The following is a 15532-nucleotide window of genomic DNA, read 5'->3' as shown; positions in this document are numbered from 1 at the left end:
TGGCCTATTCTTAATGGCTGCTAAAAGTGCACTAAAATTTTCCTAACAATGTCGGCGATAGTGGCCTGTGCTCCGCCCATGATCGCACTTGCGTCAAGTCCGCCGTTATGGACGTTGGGCAAACTCTGTGCAAGTATACGGGTGTCGGCCGCCGGGCGATGCGGGGCGGAGGCGGACCGATAGGCTATTCGGACTCGGCACTTGGGGGCATTGTTGGGCAGGGGAAAGCGCGCGGACGAAATTCGCCGGTGCGACTCGCCGATCGGGGAATAGATGAGCCTGAGCAAGGAGATTCACGACCCGCTTCCGCTCACGCCGACGCCGCGGGTCCAGCTCCATTCGCTGACGGGACTGCGCGGTCTGCTCGCCGCGCTGGCCTTCCTCGCGCACTTCTCCACGCTTCACCTGCTGCCGGTCGACGGGCACATGCGGTTCGTCAGCACCCCGATGCCGTCGATCCTCGTGCCGATCCAGTACGCGGGGATGAACGTCTTCTTCGCGATGAGCGGTTTCGTGATGGCGTGGGCGGCGCGGCCGGACGACACGGCGCAGGCGTTCTGGAAACGCCGGTTCGCCCGGCTGTTCCCGATCTACTTCGTGACGACCATCCTGGCGACGGCGGCGCTGGTCATCCTGCACCTGCCGACCGGGCTCGGGAACGTCCTGCTGCACATCTTCCTGCTGCAGGCGTGGGTGCCCGACCAGGGCATCATCTACGGCATCAACCCGGTTTCCTGGTCGCTCAGCGTCGAGGTGTTCTTCTACCTGGTCTTCCCGGCGATGCTCCTGCTGCTGTCCAGGGCGACCGACCGGCTGCTGCGGATCATGGTGGTCGTCCTGCTCGCGCTGGCCTGGTGGCTGCCCTTCCTGGTCGGCGACACGTTCACGCTGGCGCAGCCGCCCGGCACCTCGTTCTTCAACCACGCGGAGCAGGGCGGCGAGTTCACCTTCTGGTTCACCATGATCTTCCCGGTGTTCCGGCTCATCGACTTCGCCACGGGTGCGGCGGTGGGCATGCTGATGCGCCGCGGTTCGTGGCGCGGCCTGAACATGCCGGTGACCCTCGTCATCGTCGTCGTGATGTTCTTCGTCGACTGGCTGTTCCTCCCGAACCGCATCCAGCGCGTGGGCGGCCTGCTGCCCGTCGTGCTGCTGCTGATGGCGACGCTGTCCCAGGCGGACCTGAAACGGGAGACCTCCTGGCTGCGGGCCAAGCCGTTCGTGTGGTTCGGCGACCGGTCCTACAGCTTCTACCTGGTGCACGTGCTCGCGTTCCTCCCGTTGCAGCCGGTGATCCTGCAGCTGTACGTCGCGCTGGGGATCATTCCCGAACCGTCGGTGAATCTGCCGGTGCTGCTCACCATCTTCAGCGGCTTGCTGTCCTTCACGATCTGCACCATTGCGGCGTGGGCGCTGCACAAATACATCGAAGTGCCGATGTCGAGACGGCTGCGAAAAGCGAAGAAATGAATTTCGGGTGGGGACTCAGTTGAACTCATGGGGAGAGGTGTCTTGAAGTTCAAGGATCCGATCAAACGTGCGCTGCCGGCCATTTCGGTGGTCCTGGTCGCCGAGGCGATCGACGCGATTCAGGACCAGAAGGGCGACGATCGCCAACGGTACATCAAGGACACCGCGACGTCGGTGGCGGAGGGACTGATCGGTCTCGGCTTCTCGACCGCGATGCGTGCCCTGATGACGATCCCGTACACCTTCCTGTACGAGCGCGTCGCACCCAGCAAGCGCCGGCTGGAGTCCCCGAAGGACTGGCTGCTCCTGTTCGTCGCGGTGGACTTCCTGGTGTACGTGTACCACCGCAACGCCCACGAACGGCGGCTGCTCTGGGCCGGGCACCAGGTGCACCACTCGAGCGACTACCTCAACGTCTCCACCGCGTTCCGCCGCAAGTGGTCGCAGTGGTTCGAAAAGCTCGTCTGGGCGCCGCTGCCGCTGCTGGGCTACCCGCCGCAGGCGGTCTTCAACATGCACGCCTGGCACCTGGTCTACGGCGTTTTCGCGCACATGGACAAGATCGAGCGGATGCCGCGCTGGTTCGAGAAGGTCTTCGTCTCGCCGTCGCACCACCGCGTGCACCACGGCATCGAGCCGAAGTACATCGACAAGAACTACGGGTCGATCCTCATCGTCTGGGACAAGCTGTTCGGCACGTTCCAGGAGGAGGAGGAACGGCCCACCTACGGCCTGACCACGCCGCCGCCGACGCAGAACGTGGTCGGCTTGCAGACCTTCGAGTTCAAGCAGTTGTGGCGGGACGTGCGCAAGGCACGCACCGGGCGGGAGCGCCTCAAGTACCTGTTCGGTCCGCCGGGCAGCGGCCCGGAGGAGACCGCGGACCTGGCCCCCGAGCCGGGACGTCGATGACGTCGGTCGCCGTCCTCGGCTCGGGCCTGTTCGGCATCGCGGCGGTCCGTAGCCTGCAGCGGACCGGCTTCGAGGTGACCTGGCTGTCCGAGGACGAGGTCCCCGGCGGGTTGTGGCACGAGGAGTCCCGGGCCGGCAAGGTCTACCCGTCGCTGCTGATGATCACTCCGCACGGGGACTCGGTGTTCGGCGAAGACCGGGCGCACGTGGCCGAACCGGACCGGTTCCTGCGCTGGCGGGAGTACGCCGAGTACCTGTCCCGGGCGGTGCCGGAGGGCAAGGAGAAGAGGGTCTTCGGGGTCCGGGTGCGGGACTGCCGCCCGCTCGGCGGGAGCTGGGAGGTGCGGGCGGACGGCGGGTTCGCCGGGGAGTTCGATTGGATCGTGAACGCGACCGGCCGGAACAACCGCTCGCGGGGGCCGGCGCTTCCGGACGGCGGTACGACCTACCGGCACGCGCACTCGTCGGAGTACCGGCAGCTCGCGTCGGTGCAGGGAGCGCGCTGCCTGGTGATCGGGCTCGGCCAGTCCGGTGTGGACATCGCGAGCGATCTCGCCCTGCGGGGCAACGACGTCGACTGCAGCTTCCGGTCGCCCAGCTGGATCGTCCCGAAGTACCTCCTCGGCAAGCCCGCCCGCGTGTCCGGCTCGTCCGGAGCAGTCGGGCGCGTCACCTCGCCGGTCAAACGCCGGTTGACGCCGCACCTCCTGCGTCTCCTGGTCGGGCGCCAGGAGAAGTGGGGGTTGCCGGAACCCGCGGGCGGGGCGATGCCGGTGGTCTCCGACCTCTTTCTCCACGTGCTGCGGCACGGCCTGGTGACCTTGCGGCCGGCGGTCGGCTCCCTGGGCGAGAGCAGCGTCCGGTTCGTGGACGGCAGCGAGGGGCGGTACGACGTGGTGGTGTCGGCGACCGGCTACGAGTGGGCGCTTCCCCACCTGCCGTCCGACGTCCGGCAGTCGGTTCGGGACGACGGCCTCCTGCTCGGTATGGTGCCGCCGGCGGTGGAGCGCCTGATCCTGCTGAACGGCTTTCGCTGCAAGGGCGCCGCGATGGCGTGCGCGGAGATCCAGGCGGGCCTGTTGCCGCGCGTGGTGAGCGGCGAGATCGATCCGGCGCGGGATGCCCGGCCGATCGGCCACGAGCGGGCCCGGGCCGGCCTCACCGGAGCGGACTACCGAGGCCATCTCCGTGACCACCTCTGAATCGAAGACGGCGCGGCCGGTCCTGCTCGTCGCCGGGGTCGTGTCGGTGCTCTTCCTGATCCTGGTGGACGCTTCCGGGACCATCGCGCTGCGCGACGCGGTGGGTGCCTACTTCGGCGAGGGGCGTGCCGGACTGGTGTACGCCTGTTACTTCGTCGCCTACGCGTCGCCGCTGCTGGTGGCGGGGAGGCTGGGCGACCGGCTGGGCCACCGCAGGCTGCTCCTGTGGAGCACCGCGGGCTTTCTCGTCGCCACGCTCGCCGCCGGCCAGGCGGACACGTTCCCGCTCCTGATCCTGACGCGAACGTGCCAGGGACTGCTCGGGGGAATCGCCACGCCTCAGCTGCTCAGCTTGCTGAAGCTGCACGTTCCGGCGCGGCTGCGGGGTGCGGCCATGACCGCGCACGGCGTCGTGGTCGTGATCGCGTTCTTCGGTGGCCCGGCTTTCGCCGGGGTGGCCACGGTGGTCGGTTCGTGGCGGCTGTTCTACCTCGGCCAAGTGCCGCTGGGTGTCGTCTCCCTCTGCCTGATCGCGGCGTCGTCCGAACCGGACCGGGCCGGCTCGATGTCCCGGGTCGACCCGCTGAGCGGGGTGTTGAGCTTCGTCCTCCCGCTGACGATCTGCGCGGGTCTGCTGGTCGGTGGCGCGGACGTCGTCGTGGCGCTGGTGCTCCTCGCGACCGGCGTGGCCGCGCTGTTCCTGTTCCGGTGGCGTCAGCGGGTCCTGCCGGCCGACACCGCGATCAGCCCGCCGCGGATGTTCGGCGTCCGCAACTTCACGCTCGCCTCGGTGGTGGCCGTGCAGCTCGGCTTCGCCACCACCGTGATGCTCGCCGCGGTGATGCAGTACCTCCGGGAAGACCGCGGGCTCGGGGAAGTCCAATCAGGACTGATACTGACCCCGATGGCCGTGCTGGCGCTGCTTTTTGCGCCGGTGGCCGCGCGCCAGACGTCTCGCGGGCGCGAGTGGCACCTGGTGCTGAGCGGGTTCGTGCTCTTCTCGTTGTGCGTGGGGTTCCTGGCTTTTCGCGGCGGTTCCGGCACGCCCATCGCCACCCTGCTCGGCCTCTCCGCTGTCTGCGGGATCGCCTCCACCTGCGTTTTCGGGGCGCTGAGCGCGGTCTCGATCCGTGACGTCGAGCCTTCGCTGAGCGGAGCGAGTTCGGGGTTCTACAACTTCGGGCGGCAGTTCGGCGCCGCTTTGGGCGCCAGTGCGGCCGTGGCGCTCGCCCACGTCGACCGGACCGACGGCTCCTGGAGCTGGTTGCCCGGCACGCGGGCGGCCGCGGTTCTCGTGTTGAGCACGGCCGTGATGATCACCGGGGCGATCACCACGGCCGTGGCGCTGCGGTCACGGCCCGGCCGGAGCTGAGGTCAGGTCGCGCGGCCGGGGGAGAACGTCTCCTGGATCTCCAGGTTCCCGAGCTCGGCGATCCTGGCCATCACCTGCTTGGTGAACTTGTGCATTTCCTTAGGGCTCTTCGGGCTGACGTCCGGAGGCGGGGCGATCGGTTCGCCGATCTCGACGGTGCAGTGGGTGAGCTTTCCGGTCAGCAGTGCCTTGACCGAAAAGGCCTCGGTCCCGGTGATCACGACCGGGTGCACCGGCACCCCGGCGCGGAACGCCGCCTGCGCGACCCCGGTGTGCCCGCGGTAGAGCCGGCCCGCCCGGCCCCGCGTGCCCTCCGGGAAGACCCCGAACACCTTTCCCGCTTCCAGGCTCGCCACGGCGGCGTCGACCGCGTTGAGGCCCCCGATCGTCCCGCCCCGGATGGTGCTGATCTGTCCCTGGCTCTCGAACAGCGTGCGCATGAGCGCGCCGCGGATCCCCGGCGCTTCGAAGTATTCGCGCTTGGCCAGGAAGATGATCCGCCGCGGGCACACCAGCGACAGCAGGAACGGGTCGAACGGCGAAAGGTGGTTCGGCGCCAGGATGACGGGGCCTTCGGCGGCGAGCCGCTCGAGGCCCTTCACCCGCGGCCGGATGATCGCCTTCAGGATCGGGCCGGGGAAGACGTACCTCAGCACGAAGAACGACGGCTTCAGGTCACGCCGGTGCCATTCCCGCCGCGGGTTGATCATGACGCACCTACTTCGCTTCCGGAGTTCTGCGGGGTCGTGACCAGCGCCGCGATGTCCGCCGCCACCGTGCTCGTGCCGAACACCGGGAACTGCCGGTCGCGGAACCGGCTGCGCGCGAGCCCGCGCTGGACCTTGCCGCTCGTCGTGCGCGGCAGGGAGCCCGCGGGGACGATCTGGATGCCGACGCGCGGGAGGTCCAGCGCTGCCGCGAGTTCCCGGCCCCAGGTGTCGAGGACCGCGCCCAGATCGCCGGCGTCGCGGAACAGGGTGCGGGGAGCTTCCAGGAGGACCATGGCCTCGTCGTGGGTTCCGTTCGCGACGCCGAACGCCGCGGAGGGGATCTCGCGCATCGCGATTTCGGAGAGTTTCCGCTCGATGTCGACGGCGTGGTAGTTGACGCCGTTGCGGCTGATCAGGTCGGCTTCGCGGCCGCAGACGTACAGTTCGCCGTCGTGGAAGAAGCCGATGTCGCCGGATACGTGCCACGGCGGTTCCGGCGCTGCCGACGTGGCCGGGATCGAGGTGATCGAGCGGCAGTACGTCCCGTCGAAGACGTTGCTCCCGCGGATCACCACCGAGCCGACCGTGCCCTCCGGCACCGGCAGCCCGCCCTGGCGGATCTCGACCTCGCAGCCCACCGGCGAGCCGGAGCTCACCAGGCGTCGCCCGGTCCGCTCGTCGGGCGCCGGCCGCGCGACTCCGGTGTGGTCGAGCTCTTCGGCCGAGAAGAACCGGCTCATCGCGCCGGTGCCCCTGGCCCGGCCGGAGACCATCAGCGTGGCCTCGGCCATTCCGTAGCACGGGATCCAGGCGGCGGGGTCGAAGCCCGCACCGGCGAAGCGGTCTTCGAACTTCTTCAGCGTCGCGTGGTTGAGGGGCTCGGAGCCGTTCAGCACGGCCTGCAGCGTGGACAGGTCGCCCGACCAGCTCGCGGGCACGCGGTCGACGCACAGGCGGTACGCGAAGTCCGGTGCGACGGTGATCGTCGCCCGCACGTACCCGATGAGGTCCAGCCAGCGACCGGGGCGCCGGACGAACGCCGACGGCGTCATGAAGTTCACGGTGCACCCCCGGTAGAGGGGGAGCAGCAAGCTACCGATGAGTCCCATGTCGTGGTGGAACGGGATCCACCCGACACCGACGTCGTCCGCCGTCAGTCCGGTCATTTCGACGATGGAGCGCAGGTTCGCCCCGAGTGCGCGATGCGTGATCGGGACGCCCTTGGGGGACGACGTGGAACCCGACGTGAACTGCACCATCGCCACGTCGTCCCCGGACACCGCGGGCGTTCCGGGCCAGGGATCGGTGCCGGCCGGCAGATCCTCGACGTAGAGCAGCCGCGACCGGCCGAAGTCACCGGCCTGCTCCTCCGGGATCGCGGTCCGGGAAGTGAGGATCAGGGCGCCTTCGCCGTCGTTCACGATCCTGGCGAAGCGCTCCTTCGCCCGGGAACCACCGGAAGGCGGCGGCAGCGGGACAGCGGGAACCTTGCGCAGCAGGCAGGCCAGGAACGCGTGGACGAACTCGATCCGGTGGTCCAGCGCGATGACGACGCACGGGTGGGTGATCTCGCCCAAGGCCGACGCGAGCCGCCGCGCCTCGGTGTCGATCTCGGCGAACCCCCGCTTCTCGATGACGATTTCGTCCCGTTCGAACTCGCAGAAGCCGACCGTGTGGACGGTGTCGTTCGCAACGTTGGCCGTCCACTGGTCCAGGAACAACGGCTGCATCGGTCACGCCTTTTCGGTCAACATGCTGATGGCGGGCCAGCCGGCCCGGTTCTCCTGGAGGACGAGGTCGATCACGCGGCCGGCGAGCACGTCCGGGTAGGTCGAGCGGACGCCGAGCAGGTGCAGCGCCCGGATGGCGGCCAGTTCGGCGATGTCCTTCTGGCAGCTGGTCAGGACGTCGGCGTTGACCGTCAGGAAGCCGCACACCGCGCCGAGCAGGTGCAGCCAGACGAGCGCGTAACCGGTGGCCGAAGAGCGGGCTCCTTGCCGCACGCGGGCGAGGTGCTCGAGGAGCGCGTTCGCCTCCGCCCGGCAGAGGTCGATCGGCGTGGTGCCGGTTTCGAGGCCGTGGACCAGGCCGGCGAGGATGGGGTTGTCGCCGAGGCTGGTGACCCGCAGGTCGCGGCCGGACGGCTGCCAGACCAGCGGCGGGCCGTCCAGGGACATCAGCGGTACCAGCGCTTCGGGGTCGTGCGGCTGGAGTTCCGTGCCGGCCTGGTCGAGGAGGTTCCGCAGGTTGACGTGCGACGTGCCCTCGAAGATGCCGGCGATGTCGTGCTCGGTCGAAATCTGGTGCAGGCGCCGGGCGTACGGCGTGTCGAGGAAGCTACGGGCGCCGAGAACGCGTTGCGCCCCCCGGATCCCGCCTTCCGCGAGGTGCGGTACGCCGGCCTTGGTGATCGACGACCACAGGGCGAAGCTCTGCGGCCGGAGGACGAGCGAGCGGAGCGAGACGTGGGCGAACAACTCGCCCAGCGCGGCGTCGAGCGCCATCGCCAGGATTTCCTCGCGCACCTCGGGCAGGGCGGAGATGGGCTGTCCGTACAGCCGGCGCCGGTCGGCGTACTTGACGGCGATCGCCAGCGCGGAATCGAGACAGCCCAAGGACAACCCGGAGATCACGGTGCGGGTGACCTGCAGGGTTTTGAGCACCTGGGCGACACCGATGGATTCCGGCCCCACGACCGTCGCCGGCACCCGGCCCTCGAACCGGATGCCACCGAGGTCGTGTCCCCACAAGCCGAGGCACACGGCGGGCTCCCCGGTGCTGATGGCGCCGCCGGCGGCCCGGTCGACCAGCAGCAGGGAGAGCTTGCCGCGGTCCGAACAGGCGAGGGTGGTGCAGACGGTGGATCGCGCCGCGTTCCCGATGGGCCACTTCTCGCCGCGGAGCTCGATCCCGCCGTCGCCGGTCACCCGGTACCCGGTGGCGGTCGCCCGGAGGTCGCTGCCGGCGTCCCGTTCCGACACCGCGAAGCTGGTGACGCCGCCGTTCAGCAGCCGGGAGGCGACCAGTGCCTGCTGCTCGTCGCTGCCCCAGAGCCACACGGGGTTCGCGCCCAGCAGGCTGGACCCGTACTTGATGGCGGGCGTGATGGACCGCTGCGAGATCCGGCGCGCCATGGCGAACAGGTCGCCGGGATCCGTCAGGCGGCCGCCGAGGGCCTGCGGCACCACGTACTTGTCGAAGCCCGAGCGAAGGGCGGCGTCCTCGACCTCACCCGGGTAGACCCGGCGGTCGAACCGGTCGTTGAGGGCGTGCAGGCCGCACGGGTTGTCTTCGGCGAAGAAGTCGCCCAAGTCGATCGGCGGCCGATCGGCGGTTCCGGTGATCATTGCAGGCCTCCCGCCTTCCCCACGGCCCTGGCCAGGGTCATGAGGGCCGGCATCGGCCGGGCGTAGACGACGATTTCGTGGATCAGGTCGTTCTTCACGGTGAGCACGTCCATGCCGTGGACGACCTTGCCGTCGACCCGGGCTTCGAACTGCAGCGCGTACCGCTGCCGGTCACCGGTCCCGGCCGCCATCGGCTGCTCCGGGTACTTGATTTCGTCGAGGGCGACCGACAACGCCGAGAGGAGTCCCATGACCGCCTCGCGCCCCTGGTAGGGCTTCGGCATGACGGGACTCCTCAGGACGACGTCGCCGGTCAGCATGCGTTCGAGGGCCGGCAGGTCGCCGGCGACCGCCGCCGCCTCGAACGCCGCGCAAATCGAGCTCGTCCGCGCAGTCGTCACTCGGGCACCTCGTCGGCGACCCTGGTCGCGAGCTCCCGCACGGTGCGCACTTCCGCGAGCTTCGCGGGGTCGAGCTCGACGTCGAGTTCCTCTTCCAGGTCGGTCACGATGCTGAGCAGGTAGACCGAGTCGACCCCGTAGTCGCCGAGCGGCCGGTCGACGTCGACCGCGGAGTCCGGCAGGTCCAGGTAGTAGGACGCGCGCTCGACGACGAACTTGGTGATCCGTGCCTGCAACGCCGTTCCCGTGGTGCCGATGTCTGTCATGGGATCAGTCCTCCCTCGTGGTGCCGCCCCCAGCGGGCGCGTGGACGAGCTGGTGCCTCGGCTCGTGCAGTCCGAGCAGGGTGGTGCCGACCAGCCGGACCTCGTCCAGCACTTCGTGGCCGGCGGCCGGACGCGCGGCCGAGAATTGGAACGACTTGAAGCCCTCGAGCGGAGCCCCGAGCGCGAAGAACTCCCGGACCGCGTGGCCTTCGGCGGTGACGACCTGGAACCGGTCGTTCACCACGACGCCCTCGTACCCGGCCTTCCGCCCGGTGCTCAGCTGCCCCTTGCCGATCAACCGCGCCGTCAGGGTGGCGCTCGGCGCCAGCTCGTTCGACCCGGCGATCCGCCCGGAAAGGACGTGGCCGGGCGCGGGGCCGGCGAGCCGGCGCGGCAGCACCTCCAGGATTCCGTCGGCGACGAGGGCCTGCACCCGCCGGGTGGATTCCCGGCTGGCGCCGTTCACGCACTTGCCGATCATCGGGAACAGGTCCCGGCGGACGGCCCGGTCCTGCTCCGGGCTGAGCAGCCGCCGGTCGCAGAGCAGCTGGATGGCGGGGCGCAGCCGCCGCAGGACGATCTCGAGCGCGGCGCACAGTGCGTCGCCCGCGATGCCGCGCCGCGCGGTCATGGTCGCGTTCTCGAGCAGCTCGCCGACCGGTGGCCGCGAGCCGGACTTGAGGACGTAGACCTGGAAGAGCGGGTGCTCGGTGATGCGGGGCAGCTCCCGGGGCAGCAGCCGGTCGACGGCCTCGGCCACCTTCGTCCAGCCGGTGAGCCCGGCCAGATCCCGGAATTCCGCCAGGCGCTCCGGCAGCTCCGACGGGTCGCCCCACCGGAGCGCCGCGGCGTGCACCACGACGAGTTCGGAGAGGATCATCGTGCGGATCATGTCCACGGTGACGTCCGGTCCGCGCGTCGCCGGGTCGAGGAAGACCGGTTCGATGTCCGGCACCGGCCGGTCCGCGTCCAGCGGGCGGGGCAGCGGCAGCAGCCCGCTGGGACTGACCATGGTGATCCGGCCCGGCTCCCGGCCCGACGCCCGGTACCGGTAGCGCTCGCCGGCGTCCGGGACGAAGCGCCCGCCCCGGCCTTCGGTGAGGTGCAGGGCCAGCTCGATGGCGGTGAGCCCGGTGCCGTCGATCCTGACCGTGCTGCCGGGGAGCGGGGAATCCGGCAGCGGGTACGGCGCTCGCGCCGTGTCCGGCAGCAGATCGCGGTGCCCGGCCTCGTGCCCCACCAGGAGCACGACCGCGTGGGCGACGAACGGCGGTTCCGTCGCCGTCACGATCGTGAACGGCCCCCGGCCGCGGGTGGACCGGATGTCGACGACCAGCGCCCGCACCGGGCGGACCTGGATCCCGTGCCGTTCGGCCAGTTCGCGGCACGCTCGCCGGAACGCCTGGTCCAGCGCGGACCCGTGCTCCGCGCGAAGCGCCCACGACCGGGGCTCACCCGGGCCGTTCTCGGCCAGCCACGAGTGCAGCGTCCGCTCCCGCGGGCCGAGCGAAAGGCCTTCGGCCGACCGGTTCAGCACGGCGTAGCCGGGCAGGCCGGGGTCGTGCACCCAGCCCGCCCCGAACACGCCCGCGGCGTTGAAGACGACGATCTCGTCGAACCAGCTCGTCGCCCCGTCGTCGAGCAGCTGGACGAGGCTCTGCAGCAGGTAGGTCGCCCGCGGCCCGCCGCCCACGAGCGCGGCTCTGGCACCGCTCATCGGACGATCTCTTCGAGCGCGGCCGCCAGCCGGTCGAGGTCGTCGTGCGTGATGGCGCCCATCGTGCTGATCCGGAAGCAGCTGCCGGCGTATTCGCCCTGCGCCGCGTAGGCGCGCAGACCACTCCGGGCGAGGTGGGCCGACAGCGCCGCGAAGGAGTACCCGGCCGGCAGCCGGGCCAGCGTGAGCGCACTCGCCTGCTCGACGTCCTCGATGACGGGCCACAGCCCCAGCCCGGCCAGTCTTTCCCTGAGCGCTTCACTGCGGTTGCGGTACCGGAGGTTGCGTTTCGGCCAGCCGCCTTCGGCCGCCAGTTCGTCCAGCGCCACGGAAAGACCGGCGGCGACCTGGGTGGGGACCGTGAAGGCCAGGTCCTGTCCGGACTGGTGGGCGACGTGCCTGCCGAGGTCGAGCGTGATCGGTGCGCGGACCGCGGCCGCGGCTTCGGGAACGTCGCGCGGGCGCAGGCAGATCGCGAGCCCCGGCGGTGCTTCGAGCGCCTTGTTCGAGCACGTCGCCCACCAGGTGCGGACACCCGCCGGTGCGGCCAGGTCTTCGCACGCGAAGCTGCTCACCGCGTCCACGACGAGGCCCAGGCCCTCCTGCTCGCACAGCGCGCCGGCGCCCGCCAGGTCGCCGAGCGTGGCGGTCGAGGTGTCGTGGTGCACCATGGCGAGCCGGTGCGTGCCCGGCTCGAGCCCGGCCCGCACGGCGTCCACGAGCGGTTCGCCGGGCCGGTGGCCGATCCGGTAGGCCGGATATCCGACCGCGGACAACGTCTGGAACATCCGTTCCCCGTACGGCCCGCCGACCAGGACCGCGGTTGCGCCGCCTTCCCTGGCGGCGTCCAGCACGATCGCGTCGACCGCGGTGGCCCCCGATCCGGCGAAGACGGCCGGCTCGTGCGTACTCCCGAGGAGTGGTTCGTAGACCGCCAGGACGCGCTCGCGGATCGCGCCGAAGAGAACCTGGAAGTCCGGGTCACGGTGCCCGATCTCGGGCCACGAAGCGGTTTCCCGGACGGCCGGGGAGAGCGATACGGGGCCCGGGTTGAACAGCGGGCGCCGTGGCCACGGCGCGGTCATCCGCCGATCACCGCCGCGGTGAACCGGGCGCCTTGCTCGCGCGGCTCGAGCCGCGGCCTGCCCACCGGGACGACGTCACCGGGACGTGCCTTCAGCACGCACAGGTGCGGGCCGGGCGTCGTGAGGGCAAAGGACCGGCGCAGCAGTGCGTCCGCCGTGGCCAGACTGTCCGCGGTGGCGGCCGACCGGTAGCCGGCGGCTTTCGCGAGGGCTTCGAAGTCGACCTCACCGCTGAGCGTCGCCTGCGCCCCCGTCGAATCGTAGGAGCCGTTGTCGACGACGATGTGGGTGATCGGGACCGTGGCGTAGCGCGCGAGGGCCACCATGCTTTCCAGGCGCATCAGCAACGCGCCGTCGCCGTCGAGCACCACCAGCCGGTTCGTCGGCGCCCCGAGGGACACACCGAGGGCGAGGCTCGGCGCACAGCCCATGGAGCCGACCATGTACAGGTCCTCGTCCCGCGGGCAGATCGACTCCAGCTCGCGCCCGGACATCCCGGTGGTGGCGATGACGGACAGGGAGTGCTCCACCCGGATCTTCGCCAGCAGTTCGATGAATTCACGCCGGTTCGGCAGGGTGCTCGCGGAGACTTCCTCGCGCTGCTTCGCGAAAACGCCCTTCGGGACGAGCCAGGCGTGGCTGCGTCCTTCCCGGATCGCCCGTGCCGCCTTCCCGGCCGCGAGCTGCAGGGAGGTGTGGTCTTCGACGACCGCGTGCTCGATGCCGATCGCGTCGAGCACCCCCGTCGTCGCCGCGCCCATCAGCCGGTGCTGGGGTTCGTCGGCCGAACCGGGCCTGCCGCGATAGCCCACGACGAGCAGCAACGGCACGCCGAAGGGGGCGGCCAGCGAGGTCAGCGGATTGACGGCGTTGCCGAGCCCCGAGTTCTGCAGGTACACGGCGGGCCGCTTCCCCGCGAGCCGGGAACCCGTCGCGACCGCGACCGCCTCGCCCTCGTTGGTGCTCCGGATGTGCTGCGGCACGAGGGAATCGAGCTCCTGCAGCCAGGGTCCCAGCAGGGAACAGGGGACCCCGGCCGCGAGATCGGCACCCCCCAGCGCCTCGTCGACCGAGGCGTGGAAGGAATCCGGGCTGATGTGCTGGTCGGTCACCTCACGTACCTCTGGAACAGTTCCGTGACCTCGTCGAGGCGCTGCATGGCGAAGACTTCCTTCACCGGCGCGATTTCCCCCTCGACCTGCCGGCTGGTCCCGTCGGCCCGGATCTGGGCGAGGACGCGCTTGACGGCCGCGATCTGGGACCGGATGCCCTGGTTGGCGTAGATCGCCAGGGAGAAGCCGGCTTGCTCCAGCTCCTTGGTGGTGACTTCGTAGAACGTCGTCGGCACGCAGACCAGCGGCACCGGCGAGGTCCACCGTTCGGCGAACTCGAACAGCTTCTCGGCGTGCCTGGTCTTGTCGTGGATGAGAACGGCGTCGGCGCCCGCCTCGGCGTAGGCGAGGCCGCGTTCCAGGGCCTCGTCGACGCTCGCGCCCGCGATCAGGGCCTCGGTGCGCGCGATGACCTGCTGCTGCTCGACGACCTTGCAGCTGCGCATCGCTTCGAGCTTGCCCACCATGGACGTGATCGGGATCAGTGCGTGGCTGTGCTCGGCGAAGCTGTTCATCTTCGGGAACGTCTTGTCCTCCAGGCAGAGGCCGTAGACGCCCGACTCGAAGTAGTTCTGGGCCGTGTACCAGGTGTTCACGGCGTTGCCGTACCCCGCGTCGCAGTCCACGATGACGGGCAGCGAGGTGGCGCGCTGGATCGCGCTCACCGCCTGGGCGGACTCGGTGCGCCCGACGATGTCCGCGTCCGCGAGGCCGAGCGAGGCGGAAATCTCCAGGCCGCTCGCCCAGACGAAGTCGAAGCCGGCTTCGTCGACCAAGCGTGCACTCAGGCCGTTGTGGGCGCCGGCGGCGGTCAAGATGTGTTCGGTGTCTCCGATTGCCCGCCATTTCTCATTGGCGGCGACAGAGCGGACATTGTCAAGCAATATTCCCCCTAACGGATGCCGGAAGCACAATATGCGGCTCAGCTGCCCCCAGTGGCGGCCGTTCCCGCCACGTTACCTTGCGAGGATAACGTTCGTCGAGGATTCATTTTGACGTTCCACGGAGAGGACTCACCGGGGTGGTGCGGCGCCGCGGTCGTTTCAAGATCGAGTAGGCAAGCCGAGGATTCCGCGACGCCGGTCGCATGCGACTGTCTTCCGCGACGGCGTGGTTACACTCGCCGCCATGGGATTCGAGCCGGTCTACCGGTCCGTCATCGTCGCCGCCCGTACGTTGTTCGCGTTGCAGGGCCTGCGGTTCACCAGGTCGGGGACCGAGTACATCCCGGACACCGGTGGTGCCGTGATCGCGATGAACCACGTCGGCTTCTTCGACTACGCGTACGTCGGGCTGTCCGCCCTCCAGCGTGGTCGCGTGATCCGGTTCCTGGCCAAGAAGGAGGTGTTCGACCACCCGGTTGCGGGGCCGCCGCTGCGGGCCATGAAGCACGTCGAGGTCGACCGTTCGGCGGGTGCCGGTGCCTACCGTGCGGCGGTGTCCGCCCTGCGTGCGGGCGAACTGGTCGGCGTCTTCCCGGAAGGGACGATCTCGCGCAGCTTCGAGTTGCGGCGCTTCAAGTCCGGCGCGGTGCGCATGGCGCAGGAGGCCGGCGTGCCGATCGTCCCGGTGATCGTGTGGGGCTCACAACGGGTGTGGACAAAGGATCTGCCGAAGCGGCTGGGGCGCAGCCGGACGCCGATCGTGGTGCGGGCCGGTGCGCCGATCACGATGCCGCCGGACGCCACCGTGCCCGAAATGTCCGCACGGCTGCGGGAAGTCATGCAGGTCATGCTGCACGAAGTCCAGGACGCCTACCCCCGGTTCGCCGATGCCGACGCGAGGTTCCACCCCGTGCGGATCGGCGGGGCGGCGCCGACTCCCGAGGCCGCCGAGGAGCTGGACAAAGCCGAAGCGGAGGCGCGCCGTTCGGCGAAGCGCTGACGTCCGGGCATTGCGGACCCGAGGGCCGAATGGACGAGTCCTGCCGTCGCCTAA

Annotated in this window: 14 protein-coding genes; 5 read left to right on the top strand and 9 right to left on the bottom strand. The window is 70.0% G+C overall.

Annotated elements, in window-relative coordinates; translation table 11 throughout:
- Positions 1 to 273 precede the first annotated feature (273 nt).
- Genes ACWED2_RS30450 through ACWED2_RS30435 form a run of 4 tightly spaced genes read left to right on the top strand, consistent with a single transcriptional unit; the run spans position 274 to position 4956 of the window.
- Positions 274 to 1470, top strand: coding sequence for an acyltransferase family protein (locus ACWED2_RS30450; protein ID WP_449693940.1), 1197 nt, complete (start codon positions 274 to 276; stop codon positions 1468 to 1470).
- Between the two features lie 42 nt (positions 1471 to 1512).
- Positions 1513 to 2382 carry a sterol desaturase family protein gene (locus ACWED2_RS30445; protein ID WP_449693939.1) on the top strand — a complete coding sequence of 290 codons (870 nt, stop codon included), beginning with the start codon at positions 1513 to 1515 and terminating at the stop codon, positions 2380 to 2382.
- Positions 2379 to 3584, top strand: coding sequence for an FAD-dependent oxidoreductase (locus tag ACWED2_RS30440; RefSeq protein WP_449693938.1), 1206 nt, complete (start codon positions 2379 to 2381; stop codon positions 3582 to 3584). Before ACWED2_RS30445 ends, ACWED2_RS30440 begins: the two co-directional genes overlap by 4 nt.
- Entirely contained in the window at positions 3571 to 4956 is a 1386-nt protein-coding gene (locus tag ACWED2_RS30435) for an MFS transporter (protein ID WP_449693937.1), read from the top strand. The genes ACWED2_RS30440 and ACWED2_RS30435 overlap by 14 nt, the downstream gene beginning before the upstream one ends.
- 2 nt (positions 4957 to 4958) lie before the next feature.
- Here ACWED2_RS30435 and ACWED2_RS30430 read toward each other — a convergent pair whose 3' ends face one another.
- Genes ACWED2_RS30430 through ACWED2_RS30390 form a run of 9 tightly spaced genes read right to left on the bottom strand, consistent with a single transcriptional unit; the run spans position 4959 to position 14409 of the window.
- Positions 4959 to 5666, bottom strand: a complete 708-nt coding sequence (locus tag ACWED2_RS30430) for a lysophospholipid acyltransferase family protein (protein WP_449693936.1) — start codon at positions 5664 to 5666, stop codon at positions 4959 to 4961.
- Complete coding sequence (locus tag ACWED2_RS30425; RefSeq protein ID WP_449693935.1) at positions 5663 to 7396, bottom strand: AMP-binding protein; 1734 nt, start codon at positions 7394 to 7396, stop codon at positions 5663 to 5665. The genes ACWED2_RS30430 and ACWED2_RS30425 overlap by 4 nt, the downstream gene beginning before the upstream one ends.
- Before the next feature lie 3 nt (positions 7397 to 7399).
- Positions 7400 to 9013, bottom strand: coding sequence for an acyl-CoA dehydrogenase family protein (locus tag ACWED2_RS30420; protein ID WP_449693934.1), 1614 nt, complete (start codon positions 9011 to 9013; stop codon positions 7400 to 7402).
- Complete coding sequence (locus tag ACWED2_RS30415) at positions 9010 to 9414, bottom strand: nuclear transport factor 2 family protein (protein ID WP_449693933.1); 405 nt, start codon at positions 9412 to 9414, stop codon at positions 9010 to 9012. Before ACWED2_RS30415 ends, ACWED2_RS30420 begins: the two co-directional genes overlap by 4 nt.
- A complete protein-coding gene (locus ACWED2_RS30410) occupies positions 9411 to 9680 on the bottom strand; it encodes an acyl carrier protein (RefSeq protein ID WP_449693932.1) in 270 nt (89 codons plus the stop codon). Before ACWED2_RS30410 ends, ACWED2_RS30415 begins: the two co-directional genes overlap by 4 nt.
- 4 nt (positions 9681 to 9684) lie before the next feature.
- Entirely contained in the window at positions 9685 to 11397 is a 1713-nt protein-coding gene (locus tag ACWED2_RS30405) for an FAD/NAD(P)-binding protein (RefSeq protein ID WP_449693931.1), read from the bottom strand.
- The gene (locus ACWED2_RS30400; protein WP_449693930.1) at positions 11394 to 12482 is read right to left on the bottom strand and encodes a pyridoxal-phosphate-dependent aminotransferase family protein; all 1089 of its coding nucleotides are present in this window, start codon (positions 12480 to 12482) and stop codon (positions 11394 to 11396) included. The genes ACWED2_RS30405 and ACWED2_RS30400 overlap by 4 nt, the downstream gene beginning before the upstream one ends.
- Positions 12479 to 13594: a phosphonopyruvate decarboxylase gene (gene aepY / locus ACWED2_RS30395; RefSeq protein WP_449693929.1), complete on the bottom strand. Its 1116-nt coding sequence runs from the start codon at positions 13592 to 13594 to the stop codon at positions 12479 to 12481. The genes ACWED2_RS30400 and aepY overlap by 4 nt, the downstream gene beginning before the upstream one ends.
- Positions 13591 to 14409 carry an isocitrate lyase/phosphoenolpyruvate mutase family protein gene (locus tag ACWED2_RS30390; RefSeq protein WP_449693928.1) on the bottom strand — a complete coding sequence of 273 codons (819 nt, stop codon included), beginning with the start codon at positions 14407 to 14409 and terminating at the stop codon, positions 13591 to 13593. Before ACWED2_RS30390 ends, aepY begins: the two co-directional genes overlap by 4 nt.
- Before the next feature lie 313 nt (positions 14410 to 14722).
- Between ACWED2_RS30390 and ACWED2_RS30385 the strand changes: the two genes are divergently transcribed.
- Complete coding sequence (locus ACWED2_RS30385; protein WP_449693927.1) at positions 14723 to 15478, top strand: lysophospholipid acyltransferase family protein; 756 nt, start codon at positions 14723 to 14725, stop codon at positions 15476 to 15478.
- The last annotated feature ends 54 nt before the right edge of the window (positions 15479 to 15532 follow it).

The sequence above is a fragment of the Amycolatopsis sp. NPDC005003 genome (assembly GCF_053600695.1).
Note: the sequence above shows the minus strand (reverse complement) of the source record. Positions and strands in the feature narration are given on the sequence as shown.